At 68.1% G+C, this 19,440-nt stretch carries 17 protein-coding genes; 16 read left to right on the top strand and 1 reads right to left on the bottom strand.

Annotated features, from left to right (window positions below; genetic code table 11):
* Positions 1-104: 104 nt before the first annotated feature.
* Positions 105-971 carry a zinc metalloprotease HtpX gene (gene htpX, locus ACSMFO_RS20240; RefSeq protein ID WP_436460052.1) on the bottom strand — a complete coding sequence of 289 codons (867 nt, stop codon included), beginning with the start codon at positions 969-971 and terminating at the stop codon, positions 105-107.
* A 133-nt stretch (positions 972-1,104) separates the two neighbouring features.
* Between htpX and ACSMFO_RS20245 the strand changes: the two genes are divergently transcribed.
* The 16 genes from ACSMFO_RS20245 (at position 1,105) to ACSMFO_RS20320 (ending at position 19,367) form a co-directional block, all read left to right on the top strand.
* Positions 1,105-2,073 carry a YncE family protein gene (locus tag ACSMFO_RS20245; protein WP_436460053.1) on the top strand — a complete coding sequence of 323 codons (969 nt, stop codon included), beginning with the start codon at positions 1,105-1,107 and terminating at the stop codon, positions 2,071-2,073.
* Positions 2,074-2,097: 24 nt separating this feature from the next.
* Positions 2,098-3,285, top strand: coding sequence for a BtrH N-terminal domain-containing protein (locus ACSMFO_RS20250; protein WP_436460054.1), 1,188 nt, complete (start codon positions 2,098-2,100; stop codon positions 3,283-3,285).
* Positions 3,286-3,348: 63 nt separating this feature from the next.
* The gene (locus ACSMFO_RS20255; RefSeq protein WP_436460055.1) at positions 3,349-3,810 is read left to right on the top strand and encodes an acyl-CoA thioesterase; all 462 of its coding nucleotides are present in this window, start codon (positions 3,349-3,351) and stop codon (positions 3,808-3,810) included.
* A gap of 135 nt (positions 3,811-3,945) precedes the next feature.
* Positions 3,946-5,871 (top strand): S8 family serine peptidase, encoded by a 1,926-nt coding sequence (locus tag ACSMFO_RS20260; protein WP_436460056.1) that lies wholly within the window; start codon positions 3,946-3,948, stop codon positions 5,869-5,871.
* Positions 5,872-6,122: 251 nt separating this feature from the next.
* Complete coding sequence (locus ACSMFO_RS20265) at positions 6,123-7,358, top strand: class I SAM-dependent methyltransferase (protein WP_436460057.1); 1,236 nt, start codon at positions 6,123-6,125, stop codon at positions 7,356-7,358.
* Positions 7,355-8,146 (top strand): sugar phosphate nucleotidyltransferase, encoded by a 792-nt coding sequence (locus ACSMFO_RS20270; protein ID WP_436460058.1) that lies wholly within the window; start codon positions 7,355-7,357, stop codon positions 8,144-8,146. The genes ACSMFO_RS20265 and ACSMFO_RS20270 overlap by 4 nt, the downstream gene beginning before the upstream one ends.
* Positions 8,143-8,796: a PIG-L deacetylase family protein gene (locus ACSMFO_RS20275; RefSeq protein ID WP_436460098.1), complete on the top strand. Its 654-nt coding sequence runs from the start codon at positions 8,143-8,145 to the stop codon at positions 8,794-8,796. Before ACSMFO_RS20270 ends, ACSMFO_RS20275 begins: the two co-directional genes overlap by 4 nt.
* A gap of 5 nt (positions 8,797-8,801) precedes the next feature.
* A complete protein-coding gene (locus tag ACSMFO_RS20280; RefSeq protein ID WP_016331014.1) occupies positions 8,802-9,824 on the top strand; it encodes an NAD-dependent epimerase/dehydratase family protein in 1,023 nt (340 codons plus the stop codon).
* Entirely contained in the window at positions 9,824-11,098 is a 1,275-nt protein-coding gene (locus ACSMFO_RS20285) for a DUF4910 domain-containing protein (protein WP_436460059.1), read from the top strand. Before ACSMFO_RS20280 ends, ACSMFO_RS20285 begins: the two co-directional genes overlap by 1 nt.
* An 8-nt stretch (positions 11,099-11,106) precedes the next feature.
* The gene (locus tag ACSMFO_RS20290; protein WP_436460060.1) at positions 11,107-12,381 is read left to right on the top strand and encodes a hypothetical protein; all 1,275 of its coding nucleotides are present in this window, start codon (positions 11,107-11,109) and stop codon (positions 12,379-12,381) included.
* On the top strand, positions 12,378-13,328 hold the full coding sequence (locus tag ACSMFO_RS20295) for a glycosyltransferase family 2 protein (RefSeq protein ID WP_436460061.1): 951 nt from the start codon (positions 12,378-12,380) through the stop codon (positions 13,326-13,328). Before ACSMFO_RS20290 ends, ACSMFO_RS20295 begins: the two co-directional genes overlap by 4 nt.
* Positions 13,325-14,512 carry a polysaccharide pyruvyl transferase family protein gene (locus ACSMFO_RS20300; protein ID WP_436460062.1) on the top strand — a complete coding sequence of 396 codons (1,188 nt, stop codon included), beginning with the start codon at positions 13,325-13,327 and terminating at the stop codon, positions 14,510-14,512. The genes ACSMFO_RS20295 and ACSMFO_RS20300 overlap by 4 nt, the downstream gene beginning before the upstream one ends.
* Entirely contained in the window at positions 14,509-15,057 is a 549-nt protein-coding gene (locus ACSMFO_RS20305) for a dTDP-4-dehydrorhamnose 3,5-epimerase family protein (RefSeq protein ID WP_436460063.1), read from the top strand. Before ACSMFO_RS20300 ends, ACSMFO_RS20305 begins: the two co-directional genes overlap by 4 nt.
* A gap of 4 nt (positions 15,058-15,061) precedes the next feature.
* Positions 15,062-16,378, top strand: a complete 1,317-nt coding sequence (locus tag ACSMFO_RS20310) for a glutamate-1-semialdehyde 2,1-aminomutase (protein ID WP_436460064.1) — start codon at positions 15,062-15,064, stop codon at positions 16,376-16,378.
* Positions 16,375-17,874 (top strand): right-handed parallel beta-helix repeat-containing protein, encoded by a 1,500-nt coding sequence (locus ACSMFO_RS20315; RefSeq protein WP_436460065.1) that lies wholly within the window; start codon positions 16,375-16,377, stop codon positions 17,872-17,874. Before ACSMFO_RS20310 ends, ACSMFO_RS20315 begins: the two co-directional genes overlap by 4 nt.
* Before the next feature lie 56 nt (positions 17,875-17,930).
* Positions 17,931-19,367 (top strand): right-handed parallel beta-helix repeat-containing protein, encoded by a 1,437-nt coding sequence (locus ACSMFO_RS20320; protein WP_436460066.1) that lies wholly within the window; start codon positions 17,931-17,933, stop codon positions 19,365-19,367.
* The last annotated feature ends 73 nt before the right edge of the window (positions 19,368-19,440 follow it).

Here is a 19,440-nt window from a genome sequence, read left to right on the forward strand (position 1 = left end):
TAATCGCGATCCGGAGGGGCGCGCGTCGCGATTAGCCCGCGAAACGCGATCTGGGGGGCCACCTGCAGTTAGCGGGCTAAACGCGGTCTGGGGGGGGGACGGGGTCAGTAGGGGCGGCGCGCCATGTCTTCCAGGCGCCGGATGCGTTCGGCCATGGGCGGATGGGTCGAGAAGAGCTTCGAGAGGCCTTCGCCGGGACGGAAGGGGTTCGCGATCATCAGGTGCGACTGCGAGACCAGCTTCGGCTCCGGCACGAGCGGCGCCGCGCGCGTCCCGCTGTCAAGTTTTCGCAGGGCGGACGCCAGGCCGAGCGGGTCGCCGGTGAGTTCCGCGCCCGACGCGTCGGCCTGGAACTCCCGCGAGCGGCTCACCCCGAGCTTCACGACGGCCGCCGCGATCGGCCCGATCAGCACCAGCAGCAGCCCGACCAGCGGACTGTCGCCGTCCTCGCGGTCGCCGCCGCCGAAGACGCTGGTGAACATCGCGATGTTGGCGATCACGCTGATCACGCTCGCCAGCGCGCCCGCGACGCACGAGATGAGGATGTCGCGGTTGTAGACATGGGACAGTTCGTGCCCGAGCACCGCCCGCAGTTCGCGTTCGTCGAGCAGGTCGAGGATGCCGGTCGTGCAGCACACCGCCGCGTGCCGCGGGCTGCGGCCGGTGGCGAAGGCGTTCGGGGCGACGGTGGGGCTGATGTAGAGCCGCGGCATCGGCTGCCGCGCCGTGGTCGCCAGCTCCCGCACGATCCGGTACATCGCAGGCTGCTCGGCCTCGGACACCGGCCGCGCGCGCATGGCCCGCAGCGCCAGCTTGCCGGAGTTGAAGTAGGCGTACGCGTTGACGCCGAGCGCCACCACCAGGCCGATGACCAGCGCGCCCCGCCCGAAGAAACCGCTGATCCCGACGATCAGCGCGGACAGCAGGCCGAGCAGGACGACGGTCTTCAGCCCGTTCTGGTGCTTGTGCACGGCGTCCTGCTCCTTTCTTTCTCAGGGTGGGGGTTACTCATCGGAAACAACGCGATCGGGGGACGCGAAGTTCCTTCGCGTGCTCGGATCGCGGGTTATCGTCGAAGCCGGGAACGATCATCGGGAGGCGCCTGTGCGAGGACCCGAACTGAGCCGCCGAGCCCTGCTCACGCTGGCCGCGGCCGGCGCCTCCGCGGTCGCCTTCGCACCGGCGGCCAGAGCCGAAAAAGTGCTCCTCGTCGAGGTCGGGGGCGCCCCGGAGGCGGTCGCGGTGAATTCCGTCACCGGCTTCGCCTACGTCTCGGACCCGTCCACCGGCACGGTCGTCGTCCTCGACTCGCGGTCCGGCACGGTCGGTGACGTGATCCCGGTCGGCGGCGAACCCGCCGGGCTGGCCGTGGACGCGGTGACCAACCGGGTCTTCGTGGCGAATCCGCCCGCCGGGACCGTCCTCGTCCTGGACGGGCGGACCAACGACGTCGTCAGCGTGGTGCCAGCAGGCCCTGGCGCGTCCAGTGTCGACGTCGACGAGCAGGCGAACCGCATCTACGCGGTCAGTGATCTCACCGGGACGCTCGCCGTCATCGACGGCGTGAGCTGCCGCCTGCTGGACCTGGTCCCGGGCCCGACACGGGGGTTGTCCTCCACAGCGGTCGACAGCGGGCGCAAGCTCGCCTACTGCACCAGCACCGCCACCGATTCGCTGGAGGTCTTCGACATCGGCGCGGGCGAGTTCACCGGCAGGATCCCGGTCGGCAAGTCGCCGACCGGCGTGGCCGTGCACGGCGCCACCGGCACGGTGTTCGTCGCGAATTCGGCCATCCATCATCTGTCCATCGTGGACACGGGCACACGCAAGGAAAAGGCGACCGTGCTGCTGCGCTCGGAGTCTTCGGCGCTCGCGGTCCACGAAGGATCGAACACCGTTTACGCCAACGGCGGCCCCAACGGCATCGCCAGGATCGACGGCAGGACGAGCCTGCTCACCGGCGACCTGTCACTCGGTGTGAACCCCGGCGCGGTCGCGATCGACCAGCGCACCAGGACGGTGTACGTGGCGGATCCCTTACGCGGCAGGGTTTCCCTCATCAGGGACTTCTGACGCTGGAACGGGCATGATGGCGGGGTGAGCGAGTACGCATTGCGTGGCGGGCTGCAACCCGACGTCTCGGCGGTCACCGCCGTATTGACCCATCACGGTGTCGAAGGGCCGGACGGTCAGGCACCCGGCGAAGCGCTGGTCTTCGCCGCGTCCGGTGGGATCGGCGCCGGCTACATCCTGTGGGACTTCGCGCACGAGACGACGTCGACGATCGTGTTCGGCTTCCGCGCGCGCTGGCAGTATCCGCAGGAATGGCTCAAGTCCACAGTGGACCGCCTTGGGCTCGCCGCCGACATCCACACCACCGGCGGCAAACGTGCCGCCGCGAAACGGCTTTCCGCGAATCTCGAAGCGGGACGGCCGTCGATCGTCCTCCCCGACCGCGAATCACTCGGCTACTGGCGGCTGCCGCCGGAGATGTCCGGCGGTGGCGGCCACTTCGTCGTCGCGTACGGCGAAGAGGACGGCCGGGTGCTGGTCGACGACCGGAACCTCGCCCCGCTGACGGTCGACCGGAAGACGTTCGACGCCGCGCGGGGCCGGGTCGGCTCGTACAAGAACCTGCTCGCCACGATCGAGCCCGGTGAGGTCCCCGACTGGCGGGCGGCCGTGCGTGGCGGGCTGACGGACTGCGCACGAAACCTCTCGGAGCCGTCGAAGTCGTTCTCGCTCCCCGCCTGGGGGCGCTGGGCGAAGGCGATGACCGACGAACGTGACCCCAAGGGCTGGCCGCGCGCGTTCGGTGAGCGGCGCGGGCTCGTCGGAGCGCTGTTCACCGTGTGGGAGAGCGTCACTCCGGCGGGGATGGAGGGCGGGCATCTGCGCGGGCTGTTCGCCGACGCGCTCACCGAGGCCGCCGCCCTGCTCGAACTCCCGGCGCTGGCCGAACAGGCGTCGACCTGGCGCGGGATCGCCGAGCGCTGGGCGGAGCTGGCCGAGGCGGCCGTTCCGGTGGCGAACGCCGAATTCGCCTGGATGCGCGGGCTCGTCAGCGCGGTTTCAGCGGGTGTCCGCGAGGGCGACGCGGGGCAGGAAGCCGCGGCGGCCGCCGGCGAGGAAATGTGGAAATTGCGCGCGCACTACAACGACGAAACACCGTTCACCGACGTCGAAGCCCGTGAGCTTTTCAGCACGATGGGCACCCTGCTCCGGGACATCCATACCGCTGAGACCGCCGCGATCCGCGAGCTCTCCGAAGCCCTGATGGAGTGAACCGGGCCGGTGTCCGTTGCGCCGCGCGGCCGGAACACCACGCGATCATTCAAGATCCACTTCGTGCACGCACATCCGCTGGGGACGACCAGTGCGCGTCCCGCTCCCGAGATCCACCTCCACCGCCATCGCCTGCGTGTCGCCGACCTGGACCATCTCGGCCACGTCGGGAATGTGCGGTTGCTCGACTATTTCCAGGAAGCCCAGGTCGCGATGCTCGACCCGCGGCGTGAGCACGTCTTCCAGGCCAAGGGACCGGCGTATCTCATCGCGAAGCACAACGTCAGCTACCTGCGCAGGCTGACCTTCCGCGACAGCCCGGTCGAGGTGGAGACCGTGGTCGGCCGGATCGGGACCTGCGACGTCGTGGTGAACAGCAGGCTGCGTGACGAGCGGGCCGTTTACGCGCGCTGCCGCACCATCTGGGTCGCGTGCGTCCTGCCCGAAGGCAGCACGCGAAGACTCGGCGACGAGGAACGCGAGCGGTTGACGCGGTTCAGCGGGGCGATCGACGAGCTCTCCTGAATCAGTTTTTAACCGTTTATGCTCCATTTCCCGCAGCACCGGAAAACGGCTGGGCCGTTCAGCGGCTGATCATCCCGCTTTTCGGCCGGTACCTTCGGAAGACCTCTCCCCTGCAGAGCTCCCCGGAGGTATTTCATGCCACGGTCGAAGTCTGTCCGCTTTCTCGCGCCCTTGGTCGGCGCGATGCTCCTGACGAGCGGGGTGGCCGTCGCCGCCCCGGCCGCCGAAGACCCCCAGTTCATCCGCCTGGCCAGCAGGACCTTCGATCCGCTCAGCCAGCGCACGGCCGCGAGCCAGGACTGGAAGGGCGCCTACCTGCTCCAGGTCCGGAGCGCGCTGACCGACGAACAGCGTGGGCGATTGCGTTCACTCGGCGTGCGGATCGGGACCTACATTCCCGATTTCGCCTACGTGGTCCGGCTGAAGCCGGAGAACCGCGAATCGGTCGCGAAATTGAATTTCGTCCGCTGGCTCGGCGAATACCGGGCGGACGACAAGGTGGAGATCTCATCGGCCGCGACGGGCGGCTACCTGGTGACGCTGGTCGAATCGGACGCGCGGGATCAGCGCGCGGTGGCCGAGCGGATCCTGCGGCTCGGCGGCGGCATCGAGGCGATCTCGCAGAGCGGGCAGCACATCGTGGCGAAGCTCGGCCCCGGTCAGGCCGCCACCGTGGCGCAGGGGGCCGAGGTGCTCGCGGTCGGCGCGATCACCGCGCCCGAGACCGACATGGCCAACGCCAGGGAGAGCGGCGGCGCGAACTACATCGAGAGTGTCGGCGGCTACCGCGGCCAGGGCGTGCGCGGCGAGGTGATGGACGGCGGACTGCGTGTCACGCACCAGGAGTTCAAGGCTCGGCCGACGGTGATGCACGGGTCGAACTCCACCAGCACCAGCCACGGGACTTCCACGTACGGCCAGATCTTCGCGTCGGGGGTGAGCGCGCCGCAGCGGGGGCTGCTGCCCGAGGCGCAGGGGATCTTCGCGACCTACAACAAGCCGGACCGCTACGCCCACACCAAGGAACTGGTCGACCCGGCCGGCAAGTACCGCGCGGTGTTCCAGAGCAACAGCTGGGGCGGCGGGCTGACCACGGCCTACAACTCGGTCTCCGCCGAGCTCGACAAGATCGTCTTCGATCACGACCTGCTGATCTGCCAGTCGCAGAGCAACGCGGGCACCCAGCAGTCGCGGCCGCAGGCCTGGTCGAAGAACGTGCTCTCGGTCGGCGGGCAGTACCACTACAACACGCTCGGCCGCACCGACGACAAGTGGAACGGCGGCGCCAGCATCGGCCCGGCCGCCGACGGCCGGATCAAACCGGAACTGTCGAACTACTACGACCGGATCGACACCACGTCGTCCGGCAGTGACACCTCGTACACGACGTCGTTCGGCGGCACGAGCGGGGCGACGCCGATCACCTGCGGAAACGCCGGGCTGCTGTTCCAGATGTGGGCCGACGGCGTGTTCGACGGCGGCCCTGGGAAGGGCCGCGACGTCTTCGCGAGCCGCCCGCACGCCGCGACCGCGAAGGCGCTGCTGATCAACGGGGCCGACCAGTTCACGTTCAGCGGCACCTCGCACGACATGACCCGGACGCATCAGGGCTGGGGCACCGCGAACGTGCGGTACCTGCACGAACAGGCCAAGGCGAACGGGTGGAAGCTGCCGGTGCTGGTGAACGAGACCGACCTGCTGGGCACCGGGCAGTCGAAGAAGTACACGGTCACGGTGAACGGGACCAAGCAGTTCAAGGCCACGCTGGCCTACACCGACCCGGCGGGCTCGCCGAGCGCGTCGGTCACCAGGGTCAACGACCTGACGCTGAAGGTCACCGCGCCGAACGGGACCGTCTACTACGGCAACAACGGCCTGAAGGCGGGCAACTTCTCGACCGCGGGCGGGTCGCCGAACACCGTCGACACGGTGGAGAACGTCATCCTCGAGAAGCCGGCCGCCGGTACGTGGACGGTGGAGGTCGTGGCGACCCAGGTGAACGCCGACGGTCACCCGGAGACCTCGGCGACCGATGCGGACTACGCGTTGGTGGTTTCTTGACGGTGTGACGGGCCGGATCGCGTTTAGCCGGCTAAACGCGATCCGGGCCGGGGTCTGGCGGGTCGCGTTTAGTCGGCGGAACGCGATCGGGCGGGGTTGCCCGCGCCCGGATGGCGGAGGCGTCTGCGCCGATGGCCGAGACGCCAGGTTTCGGTTGTGAGACGGAAGCGTGAGACCCCTGGAAGGCATGTAACGAGGCGACCCGAGGTGCCGACGTCTGGGATACGTGACGCGAGCCAAGGAGCCTCTCGATGACCACCTGCCGACTCTGCGGCTCGGCCCATCTCGCCAGTGTCGTCGACCTCGGGGCGACGCCGCCGTGCGAACGTTTCCTGACCGCGGAACAGCTGGCGGAGCCGGAGCCGACGTACCCTCTGCACCTGCGGATCTGCACCGAATGCTGGCTTGCCCAGATCCCGCCGCTGATCACCCCGGAAGAGACTTTCACCGAATACGCGTACTTCTCGTCGTATTCCGCCTCGTGGGTCGAACACGCCAAAACGTTCGTCGACGGCGCCGTCGAGCGGCTGGGGCTCGACGAGTCCTCGTTCGTCGTCGAGGTCGCCAGCAACGACGGCTATCTCCTCAAACACGTTGTGGCACAGCAGATCCGTTGTCTGGGCGTGGAACCTTCGGTGAACGTGGGCCAAGCCGCGCGTGACGCCGGGGTGCCGACGAAGACCGCCTTCCTCAGCCCCGAAAGCGGACGCGACGTCCGCGAGGAGCACGGTCCCGCCGACCTCGTCGTGGCGAACAACGTTTACGCGCACATTCCGGACATCATCGGTTTCACGCACGGGCTCCGCGCCCTGGTCGCCGATGACGGCTGGGTCAGCATCGAGGTCCAGCACCTGCTGACGCTGATCCAGGAGAACCAGTACGACACGATCTACCACGAGCACTTCCAGTACTACACGGTGGAATCCGCGCGCCGGGCCCTCGCGCGCGGCGGATTGTCCGTTGTGGACGTCGAGCTCCTGCCCACCCACGGCGGTTCGATCCGGCTGTGGGCGCGCCCGGACGCCGTCGCCGGCGAGCCGAGCGAGCGGATGATGCAGGTCCTCGACGCCGAAAAGGCGGCCGGACTGCACGAAATGTCCGGCTACACCGAATTCTCCGAGCGGGTCACCAAGGTCCGGCTGGAGCTGAACAAGTTCCTCACCGACGCGGCGCTCGAAGGCAAGACCGTCGTCGGTTACGGCGCGCCCGGCAAGGGCAACACGCTGCTGAACCACTGCGGCATCCGCCCGGACGTCTTGCGGTACACCGTCGACCGCAATCCGTACAAGCACGGCCGGTTCACCCCCGGCACCCGGATCCCGATCCTGCCGCCGGAACGCATCGAAGCGGACCGGCCCGATTACGTGCTCGTCCTTCCGTGGAACCTCCGGAAGGAACTGACCGCCCAATTGTCCTTTGTGGACGAATGGGGCGGGAAACTGGTCTTCCCCATCCCGCACCTGGAAATCGTCGAGGTGAAGTCGTGAAGGTAGTCCTCTTCTGCGGCGGCTACGGCATGCGGATGCGCAACGGTGACGCGTCCGACGTGCCCAAGCCGATGGCCATGGTCGGCCCCAGACCCCTGATCTGGCACGTGATGCGGTACTACGCGCATTTCGGGCACACCGAGTTCATCCTCTGTCTCGGGTACGGCGCGCACCACATCAAGGAGTTCTTCCTCAACTACCAGGAGACCACCTCCAACGATTTCGTCCTGCGGAACGGCAAGGCCGAACTGCTGTCGACCGACATCGCGGACTGGTCGATCACCTTCGTGCAGACCGGTCTCGAATCGGCCATCGGCGAACGGCTGCGCCGGGTGCGCCCGTATCTCGAGGGCGACGAGATGTTCCTCGCCAACTACGCCGACGTCCTCACCGACGCCCCGTTGCCGGAGATGATCGAGCGGTTCACGGAATCCGACGCCGGCGCGTCGATGATGGTCGTGCCGCCGCAGTCGTCGTTCCACTGCGTCGAAATGGGTGAGGACGGCCGCATCGGCGCGCTGACCCCGGTCAGCGAGATGCCGCTGTGGGAGAACGGCGGGTACTTCGTGCTGCGCCAGGAGGTCTTCGACCACATCCCCGAGGGCGGCGATTTGGTGGCCGACGGCTGCGGCGAGCTCGCCAAACAGGGCAAGCTGCTCGCGTATCCGTATCGCGGGTTCTGGAAGCCGACCGACACCGTCAAGGAGCGCGTCCAGCTCGACGACGCGTACGCGCACGGAGACCGTCCGTGGGCACGCTGGGAACGCGAAGCGGCGAGCACGGCGTGATCGAGCTCGGCACCGGCGGCGTCCAGCGGATCGTCGCGCTCGGCGCGCACTGTGACGACATCGCCATCGGGGCGGGCGGCACGCTGCTGACGATCTGCGCCGCCAATCCGGGTGTCCGGGTGGACGCCCTCGTCCTTTCCGGCGGCGGCACCGAACGGGAGACCGAGGAACGCGCGGCGCTCGCGGCCTTCTGCCCGGGCGCCGACGTCGAGGTCACCGTGCTCAAACTGCCCGACGGCCGTCTTCCCGCGCATTGGGAGGAGGCCAAGAACGGGCTGGAGGAGCTGCGTCGCCGCACCGATCCGGACCTCGTCCTCTCCCCGCGCACGGCGGACGCGCACCAGGACCACCGCGGCCTGGCGAAGCTGGTGCCGACGGTGTTCCGCACCCATCTCCAGCTGGAGTACGAGATCGTGAAATGGGACGGCGACCTCGGCAAGCCCACCGCGTACGTGCCGCTGTCGCCCGAGTGCGCCGAGGAAAAAGTCCGTCTGCTGCAAGCCCATTACGCCTCTCAGCGGCACCGGCCCTGGTACGACCGGGAAGCCTTCCTCGGCCTCGCCCGCATTCGCGGCATCGAATGCGGGCAGCGCTATGCCGAGGCCTTCGACCTCAAGAAACTGACGCTCGACCTCACTCCGAAAGGCTGAAAGCCATGCGTGTGCTGCTGACCGGGCACAAGGGTTACCTGGGCACGGTGATGGCCCCGGTGCTGGCCGCCGAAGGCCACGAGGTGATCGGCCTCGACTCCGGTCTCTACGACACCTGCGTCCTGGGCCCGAAGCCCGAAGATCCCGAAGGCTTCGAGGTCGACCTTCGTGACGTCACGGCCGAGCACGTGGCCGGTGTGGACGCGGTGATCCACCTGGGCGCGCTGTCCAACGACCCGCTCGGTTCGCTGGCGCCGGAGCTGACCTACGACATCAACCACCACGCTTCGGTCAAGCTCGCGAAGCTGGCGAAGGACGCCGGGGTCAAGCGGTACCTGTACGCCTCGACGTGCTCGGTGTACGGCGCTTCGGGCGGCGACGGCCTGGTCGACGAGGACGCGCCGCTGCGCCCGGTGACGCCGTACGCCGAGTCGAAGGTACGGGTGGAGGACGACGTCCAGGAACTCGCCGACGACGACTTCAGCCCGGTGTACATGCGCAACGCCACCGCGTTCGGGTTCTCGCCGCGGCTGCGCGGCGACATCGTGCTCAACAACCTGACCGCGCACGCGCACCTCTCCGGCGAGGTGCTGGTGCTCTCCGACGGCACGCCGTGGCGGCCGCTGGTGCACGCCAAGGACATCGCGCGGGCCTTCGCCGCGGCGCTGGTGGCACCCAAGGAAGCCGTGCACGGCAAGGCGTTCAACATCGGCACCGAACGCAACAACGTGACCGTCGCCGAGATCGCCGAAGAGGTCGTCGAGGCCGTTCCCGGCTCGACGCTGCGGATCACCGGCGAGGCGGGGGCGGATCCGCGTTCGTACCGGGTCGACTTCTCCCGGTTCCGCGCGGCGATCCCCGGTTTCGACTGCGACTGGTCCGTCAAGGACGGCGCGCTCGAACTGATCGAGGCCTACAAGACCCACGGCCTCACCGAACACGGTTTCCAGCGCCTGTTCACCCGGCTCGCGCGGCTGCAGGACCGCACCGCCGCCGGCGAACTCGACGACACCTTGCGGCGTCGCTGATGTCGAACAGGGACCTGGAGACGGGCGCCGACCTGCGAAGGCTGGTCGAGCGCCTGTATCCGCTGTGCCGCAGCATCACCGGCGACGGCGTCCGCCGCACGCTGGAGATCGTCGGCGAGCACGTCCCGCTGGAGGTCCACGAGGTCCCCACCGGCACCCAGGTACTGGACTGGACGGTGCCGCAGGAATGGAACATCCGCGACGCGTACATCAAGGACGCCTCCGGCCGCCGCGTGGTCGACTTCCAGGAGTCGAACCTGCACGTCGTCGGCTACAGCGTCCCCGTGTCGCGGAAGATGCCGCTCAGCGAGCTGCGCGAACACCTGCACACCCTGCCCGACCAGCCGTCCTGGGTGCCGTACCGGACCAGCTACTACGCGCCGACGTGGGGTTTCTGCCTGGCGCAGGAGACGCTCGACGCGATGCCGGACGGCGAGTACGAGGTCCGCATCGACTCCACGCTGGCCGACGGGAGCCTCACCTACGCCGAACACGTCGTGCCGGGCGAGGTCACCGACGAGGTGATCATCTCCTGCCACACCTGCCATCCGTCGCTGGCGAACGACAACGTCGCCGGGATCGCGATCGCCGCCGCGTTCGCGCGGACGCTGGAGAAGCCGCACTACACGTACCGGTTCCTGTTCATGCCCGGCACGATCGGCGCCATCACCTGGCTCGCGCGCAACAACGACCGCGTCGGCCGGATCAAGGCGGGGCTCGTGCTGGCGTGCGCCGGTGACCCGGGATCGTTGACCTACAAGCGAAGCCGCCGGGGCGACGCCGAGATCGACCGAGTGCTCGCGTACGTCCTCGCCGATCGCGCGCACAAGATCGTGGACTTCTCGCCGTACGGCTACGACGAGCGCCAGTTCTGCTCCCCCGGCTTCAACCTCGGCGTCGGCTCGCTGACGAGGACGCCGTACGCGGGCTATCCCGAGTACCACACCTCGGCCGACAACCTCGATTTCGTCTCGACGGAGGCCATGGAGGAAACCCTTCAGACCTTGAAGGACACCTTCGCCGTCCTCGACCGCAACCGCAGCTACGTCAACCTCAGTCCCTTCGGCGAGCCGCAACTCGGCAAGCGCGGTCTGTACGACTCGCTCGGCGGGCGAAGCGACGCAAAACAAGCCCAGATGGCGATGCTCTGGGTGCTCAACCTCTCGGACGGCGAGCACAGCCTGCTCGACGTCGCCGAGCGGTCCGGGCTGCCGTTCGATTCCGTCGTCGCCGCCGCTCGGGCGCTGCACGACGCCGGATTGCTCAAGGATTAAGAGGCCCCATGCGATCACTTCTGCGTTCCCAAGCCGTCCGGGCCATGGCCGGACGGCTCAGCTGGGGCCTCGGCGACCAGGCCGTCTCAAGCATCACCAACTTCGTGGTCGGGCTGTTCGTGGCGCGCTCGCTCGGCACGTTCGCCTTCGGCATGTTCAGCCTCGCTTGGGTCAGCTACGGCGTGGTGCTCAACCTTTCGCGCGGGCTGACGACGGATCCGCTCATGGTGCGGTTCTCCGGGGTGTCCACGGAATCCTGGCGAACCGCGACCGCCAAGGCGACCGGGACGGCGCTCTCCGCGGGTGTCGCCGCCGGAGCCGTCAGTGTGGTCGCCGGTCTCGTGGTGGGTGGCCCCATCGGCGGCGCGTTCGTCGCGCTCGGCTTCGTCATCCCGACGTTGCTGCTGCAGGACGCCTGGCGGTTCACCTTCTTCGCCGCGGGGCACGGGAAGAAGGCGTTCGTCAACGACGTCGTCTGGGGTGTCGCGCTGATCCCGGCGCTGTTCATCGCGCACCGGTGGTTCGACACGGTCGTCGCGTTCATCCTGGCGTGGGGACTGTCCGGGGCGGTCGCCGCCGGCTACGGCTGCCTGCAGGCCGGGGTCCGGCCCGCGCCGCGCGGCACGCTCGACTGGCTCAAGCACCACCGTGACCTCGGCACCCGCTACCTGATCGAGAACGTCAGCAACAGCGGCTCCACCCAGCTGCGGATGTACGGGCTCGGCGCGATCGCCGGGCTCGCGAGCGTCGGCGCGGTCCGCGGCGCCGAACTGCTGCTCGGACCGTTCTTCGCCCTTCTGATGGGACTTTCCCTGGTCACGGTGGCGGAAGGCGCGCGGGTGCTCCAACGGGCCCCGCATCGCCTCCGCCACTTCTGCGCCGTACTCGGCGCCGGCCAGGCGGCCGCGGCCCTGCTCTGGGGTCTCGCCTTGCTTCTGGTACCCCACGACGCCGGCCGGTTCGTCCTCGGCGACGTGTGGGATCCCGCCTCCGAACTGATCCTCCCGGTGACCATCGGTATCGCCGCGGCGGGATTCAACACCGGGGCGGCCGCCGGATTGCGTGCGCTCGGCGCTGCGAAAAGGAGCCTTCGCGCCCAGCTGATCAACTCGGCCGGCTACGTCGGTTTCGGGCTCATAGGCGCCTTCTTGGCCGGGGCGTCCGGGTCCGCTTGGGGGGTCGCCTTGGCGATCACCAGCGGGTCCGCGGTGTGGTGGCTGCAACTCCACTCCGCTCTCAAAGAGCATCTGACTTCGGAGAAGGAAGAAATGAGGACGTCATGAGCACCGCTCCTCGGCTGAGCATCGGGCTCCCGGTCTACAACGGCGAGGACTACCTCGCCGAATCGCTGGACGCACTCCTCGGCCAAAGCTACGAGAACTTCGAGCTGATCATCTCGGACAACGCGTCCTCGGACCGCACCGAAGAGATCAGCCGCGAGTACGCGAAGCTGGACTCCCGTGTCCGGTATGTGCGCCAGCCGGTGAACATCGGCTGCGCGCCCAACCACAACTACTGCGTCGACGTCGCCCGCGGCGAACTGTTCAAATGGGCGTCCGACGACGACCTCTACGCGCGTGACCTGCTGGAGCGCTGTATCGAGGCGCTCGACGAGCATCCCGAGTTCGTCCTTTCGCACTCGTGGACGGCGATGATCGACGAGAAGGCCGTCGTCACGCAGGCACTGGAATACCCGCTCAACACGGTCTCGCCGCACGCCGCGGAACGCTTCCGCAGCACCCTGTTCGCGCCCGGCGGGGACGACGACGGCGCGGTCATCCGCACCGAGGTGCTGCGCCGTGTCGCGCCGCTGGACAGCTACCACCACGCCGACCGCACGATCATCTCGGAACTGGCCCTGCACGGCCCGTTCCACCAGGTGCCCGACTGGCTGTACTTCCGGCGCGACCACCCCGGCCGCTCCGAGCACGAGCACCCGACCGTGCGCAGGCGTGCCACCAACCTCGACCCGAAACGGGCCGACAAGCTGCGGCACCCGATGGTCCGGCTGCTCGGCGAGTACGTGCTCGGCTACGTCAAGGCGATCCGCAACGCGCCGATCTCCGGCGCGGAGAAGCGGGAATGCTTCCGCTACCTGCGGCAATGGATGCTGAACCGGGCGGGGAACCCGGCCATGGGGCGGATGCCCGTCCAGGCCGAGGCCGAAGTGGGCCCCCGTGAAGTGTCCGTGGCCTCGGTCGTCGCCGGCCAGGAGGGACGAGTCCCTTGACCCCGCCCGTGAGAATCGGGCTGTTCGGGCTCCTCGGATCAGGGAACCTCGGTAACGACGGTTCCTTCGAGGCGGTTCTCGGGTATTTGCGCGCGGAGCATCCGGGCGCCGCGCTCAGCGTGATGTGCGGCGGTCCGGACATCGTCGCGTCACGCCACGGACTCGAAACGACCGCGTTGAACTGGTACGAGGGCGAGTACCGAACAGCATCGGGACCCTTGTCGATCGTCATGAAGGCCTTCGGGAAACTCGTCGACATCGTCCGCACGGCGGCGTGGGTGCGGCGGCAGGACGTGGTGATCGTGCCGGGGATGGGTGTCCTCGAATCCACTCTTCCCTTGCGGCCGTGGGGATTCCCGTACGCTCTGCTGCTGCTTTCGGTGTCCGGCCGCCTGGTCGGCACCAAAGTGGCGCTGGTGAGTGTCGGCGCCAGCGTGAGCACGCACCGGGCCACCCGGGCGGTGATCGGCTGGGCCGCGCGGCTCGCGGCGTTCCGGTCCTACCGGGACGAGCCGTCACGAGACGCGATGCGCACGATGGGCGTCGACGTCGCGAACGACCGCGTCTACCCCGACCTCGCCTTCGCGTTGCCCGCGCCTTCGGAACCGGTGCTGCCCCGGTCCGTCGGGGTCGGGGTGATGGCGTACCACGGCGGGAACGACGACCGGCACCGCGCCACCGAGATCTATGAGTCCTATGTGGACAAGATGACCCGGTTCGTCGCCGGACTGGTCGCCGACGGCCGCCCGGTGCGGTTGTTCATCGGCGACCGGGCCGACACCCAGGTCGTCGAGGAGATCATGCGGGAACTGGAATCCCCGCTGATCGCCGCCGCCGAAACGTCCACTTTGGACGGAGTGATGCGGGCGATGTCGGCGGTCGAGACCGTCGTCGCCACCCGATACCACAACGTCCTGTGCGCACTGAAGCTGGCGAAACCGACGTTGTCCATCGGGTACGCCCGCAAGAACGAGGTCCTCATGACCACGCTGGGACTCGGCGAGTTCTGCCAGTCCGCCAAGGAGATCGACTTCGACGCGCTGGTGCGCCAGTTCGCCGAACTCGAGTCCAGGGCGGGCGAACTGACCGAGATCGTCGCGAAACGAAGCGCGGAGCAGACGCGTCTGCTGGACGAACAGTTCGCCGCGCTGTCGGCCGCCTTCCTGCCGATGGGAGTCCGATGAAGGTGATCGGAGTGCCCGCCATCGCGGGCGCGTACCTGTTCGAGCCGACGCCGCACGCCGACGAACGCGGCTTCTTCAGCCGCACCTTCGACGCCGACGTCGTCCGGTCGGCCGGGATCGACCCGAACGGGTTTCTCCAGGACAGTGTTTCCCGTTCCCGCAAGGGAGTGCTGCGAGGGATGCACCTCCGCTCGGGGCTCGGCGAGGCGAAGCTGGTGCGATGCTCGTGGGGCGCCGTGTTCGACGTCGTCGTCGACCTGAGGCCGGATTCGCCGACGTACCTCGGCAAGGAGACGTTCGAACTCTCCGGGGAGACGCAGGTGTCGCTGTACATCCCGGCCGGCTGCGCGCACGGGTTCCAGGCGCTCACCGACTACGCCGACGTCTCCTACCGGATCGACCGTGCGCACGATCCCGCCGAGGACGTCGCGATCGCTTACGACGATCCGGAACTGGCGATCCCGTGGCCGCTCCCGGTGGCGCTCATGTCGGAGCGGGACCGGCGCGCGCTCCCGCTTTCCGCCGTCTTACAGAACACGAGGTGAGAGCATGACCCGTCAGCTGCCCAAGTCCATGCGGGCCAACGAGCGCCTCCACGCGATGATCCCCGGCGGGGCGCACACCTACGCCAAGGGTGACGACCAGTATCCGGAGAATCTGGCGCCGGTCATCTCGCACGGCCTCGGCGCGCACGTCTGGGACGTCGACGGGAACGAATACATCGAGTACGGCTCGGGGCTGCGCGCGGTCAGCCTCGGGCACGCGCATCCGAGGGTGAGCGAAGCCGCCCACCGCGAGATCGACCGGGGCGCCAACTTCGCCCGTCCGTCCATCGTGGAGGAACGGGCGGCGACGAAGTTCCTCGAAACCGTGCCGACCGCCGAGATGGTCAAATTCGCCAAGAACGGCTCGGACGCCACCACGGCCGCGGTCAAACTCGCCAGGGCGGCCACCGGCAGGCCGCTCGTGGCGATCTGCCGCGACCACGCGTTCTTCTCCATCGACGACTGGTTCATCGGCACCACCGCGATGTCTGCGGGCATCCCGGACGGCATCACCGATCTCACCGTGTCGTTCCCCTACGGCGACCTCCCGGCGACGGAACGGCTGCTGCGGGAGAACGCGGGCCGGATCGCCTGCCTGATCCTGGAGGCGTCGACCCAGCAGGAGCCGCCCGCCGGCTACCTCGTCGGCCTGCGGGAGCTCGCGGACCGGTACGGCTGCGTCCTGATCTTCGACGAGATGATCACCGGTTTCCGCTGGTCCGAGACGGGCGCGCAGGGCCTCTACGGGGTCACTCCGGATCTCTCGACGTTCGGCAAGGCGCTCGGCAACGGGTTCGCCGTCTCGGCGCTGGCGGGCAAACGCGACCTGATGGAACTCGGCGGGCTGCGCACCGGCGAGGACCGCGTCTTCCTGCTGTCCACCACGCACGGCGCCGAGACGCATTCGCTGGCCGCCGCGATCGCGGTCATGGAGACCTACACCGAAGAAGGCATCGCCGCGCGGCTGCACGCGCTCGGCGACCGGCTCGCCGCCGGGGTCCGCGAAGTCGCGGACTCGGCCGGGGTCGGGGAACACGTCGTCGTGCGCGGCCGGGCGAGCAACCTCGTCTTCGCCACGCTCGACGCCGACAAGAAACCGTCGCAGGACTACCGAACGTTGTTCCTGCGGCAACTGGTCACGGGCGGGGTCCTCGGGCCGTCTTTCGTGGTCAGCAGCGCGTTGTCCGAAGAAGACATCGACCGGACGGTCGAAGTGGTCTCGCAGGCCTGCCTCGTGTACCGCAAAGCGCTCGACGCGGATGATCCGGCGCCGTGGCTGGGTGGCCGTCCGGTGAAGCCGGTATTTCGGAGAAGGGTATGAGTTCAGGGATCGCACAGCGCTCGACCGGCACGCGCGTGCTCTACGCCGCGTTGTCCGTACTGCTGCTCCAGGTCGCCGTTGAGAACACAGCGGTGGCGTCCGAAGAGCCGACTCGAGGGGTGTGCGGCACGACCGTCGGCGTCCCTTCCGCCCCGGAAGGCGCCCAGGTCGTCGATCCAGGCACCGATCTGACCGACAAGACCCGGTTCAGCCCGCCGGGCACCACGTTCTGGCTGTCACCGGGCGAGCACCACTTGAGCCCGGACCAGTTCGGCCAGGTGATGCCCAAGGACGGCAACGTCTATCTGGGCGCTCCGGGCGCCGTGCTCAACGGACGCGGGATCAACCGCGCGGCCTTCACCACCTCGGCCAAGGACGTGGTGATCCGCGGGCTGACCATCCGCGGTTTCGTCGCCGAACGCGACCAGGGCGTGGTCAACCACGACTCCGGCGAGCGCTGGACCATCGAAGGCAACGTCATCGAGGACAACGACGGCGCCGGAATGATGACCGGATCCGGCCAGCGGGTGATCGGGAACTGCCTGCGGAACAACGGGCAGTACGGCATCAACGCCTACCGCTTCGGTGGCGGGCTGGCCGATCTGGTGATCGAGGGCAACGAGATCACCGGGAACAACACCGGCGACTGGGAGACGAAGATCCCGGGCTGCGGCTGCAGCGGCGGCGCGAAATTCTGGGCCGTGAACGGCGCCGACATCACCGGGAACTGGGTCCACCACAACCACGGTGTCGGGCTCTGGGCCGACACGAACAACAACGACTTCCTCATCCAGGACAACCTGATCGAGGACAACGCGTCCGAGGGCCTGTTCTACGAGATCTCCTACAACCTGGAGCTGATCGGGAACACCTTCAACCGGAACGCGCTGGTGCAAGGCCGGAACCGGGCCGCCAAGGGCGACAACTTCCCGGTGGCGGCGGTGTACCTCAGCGAATCGGGCGGCGAGCCAAGACTGCCCGCCCGGACCAGCCGCATCGACATCCGGGGCAACATGTTCTCCGACAACTGGTCGGGGATCACGCTGTGGGAGAACGCCGACCGGTTCTGCAACAGCCCGGCCAACACGTCCACGCTCTCGTGCACGGCGCTGGTCTCACCGACGTCCTCCTGCTCCGACCCGGGTATCGCGACCGAGCCGCTGTACGGCGACTGCCGCTGGAAGACCCAGCGCGTTTCGGTGCACGAGAACACCTTCGAATTCGACTCGTCGATGGAAGGCTGCCTCGGGATGTGCGGGCGGATGGCGGTGCTCTCGAACTACGGGACCTTCCCGGCCTGGTCGCCGTACCGGGGTGCCGTGATCTCGGAGGCGATCACCTTCCGGCAGGAGAACCGGTGGTACGACAACCAGTACTACGGGCCGTGGACGTTCGTCGCCCACGACACCTCACGGCGGCTGACCGCGGCGCAGTGGCAGGCGGCGCCCTATCTGCAGGACACCTGCAGCGGCTTCGGAGAGACGGTGACCTGCTGAAACTTCACCTGTAAGTGTCCGTCTGGGACGGTCCATTCTGGCTTACCGTTGCCTTTGTGCCCGCGTTCCTGATTGTTCTGATGCTGATCGCGACAGGAGTCGTCCCGGCTTCGGCGGCTCCTGTCGCGGCCTGCGCCGCGGGACCGGTGAGCCCGGGGAAACCGGACGGCGCCGTGGTCGTCTCCCCGGGAACGGACCTTTCCGCGAAGACCCGCGAACTCCCGGCCGGCACGACGTTCTGGCTGACCGGCGGCAAGCACACGCTGGGCCCGGACGAGTTCGGGCAGATCATCCCCAAGGACGGCAACGTCTACCTCGGCGCCCCCGGTGCCGTGCTGGACGGCGGCGGCGTCAACCGCTACGCGTTCACCCAGCAGGCTCGCGACGTCGTCATCCGCGGCCTCACGATCCGCGGTTTCGCAGCCCCGCGCGATCAGGGCGTGGTCAACCACGACTCGGGCGAACACTGGACCATCGAAAGCAACACGATCGAGGACAACCGCGGCGCCGCGATGATGGCGGGGCCGCGTCAGGAGATCCTCCGGAACTGCCTGCGGGACAACGGGCAGTACGGCATCAACGCGTACCGGGCCGGCGACGGGATCACCGGGCTGCTCGTCGAGGGCAACGAGATCATCGGCAACAACACCGACGACTGGGAGACGAAGGAACCCGGCTGCGGCTGCACCGGCGGCGCGAAATTCTGGGCGGTGAACGGCGCCGACATCCGCGGCAACTGGGTGCACCACAACCACGGCGCCGGACTGTGGGCGGACACGAACAACAACGACTTCCTCATCGAGGACAACCTGATCGAGGACAACGAGGCGGAGGCGTTGTTCTACGAGATCTCCTACAACGTCGTGGTCCGCGAGAACACCTTCCGCCGGAACACGCTCGTGCAGGGCCGGGCTTTCGCTGCACGCGGCGACGACTTCCCGGTCGGGACGGTGTACATCTCGGAGTCCGGCGGCGAGCCGCGGCTGCGGGCCCGGACTTCGCTGGTGGAGATCGTCGACAACGTCTTCGAGGACAACTGGTCCGGAATCACCCTGTGGGAGAACGCGGACCGCTTCTGCAACAGCCCGGCGAACACGTCCTCCGGCTCTTGCACGCTTCTGGTTCCTTCGGTCTCTTCGTGTTCCGCGCCGGGGATTTCGTCGCGTCCGCTGTACGACGACTGCCGGTGGAAGACGCAACGGGTTTCGATCCACGGAAACAAGTTCTCCCATGGGTCTTCCTGCTCAGGGTATTGCGGACGGATGGCGCTTCTGGCGAACTTCGGGACTTATCCGGAGTGGTCGCCTTATCGGGGTTCTTCCGTTTCGGAAGCGGTGACGTTCCGGCAGGAGAACCGGTGGTACGACAACGCTTATTCGGGCGAGTGGCGGTTCGTGGTTCATGACACTTCGCGGACTGTGGGGGTTTCGGGGTGGCAGGGGGCTCCTTACTCGCAGGATGCTTGCAGTTCTTTTGGGGACGGTGGGTGCTGAGCGGTCCGCTCGCGGTCTCCGCGTTTCATGATCAACGGAAGATCGGGGACGTTGAGTGTCCCCGATCTTCCGT

It is taken from the genome of Amycolatopsis sp. w19 (assembly GCF_051373225.1).
In the GTDB taxonomy this organism is placed as follows: Bacteria; Actinomycetota; Actinomycetes; order Mycobacteriales; family Pseudonocardiaceae; genus Amycolatopsis; species Amycolatopsis japonica.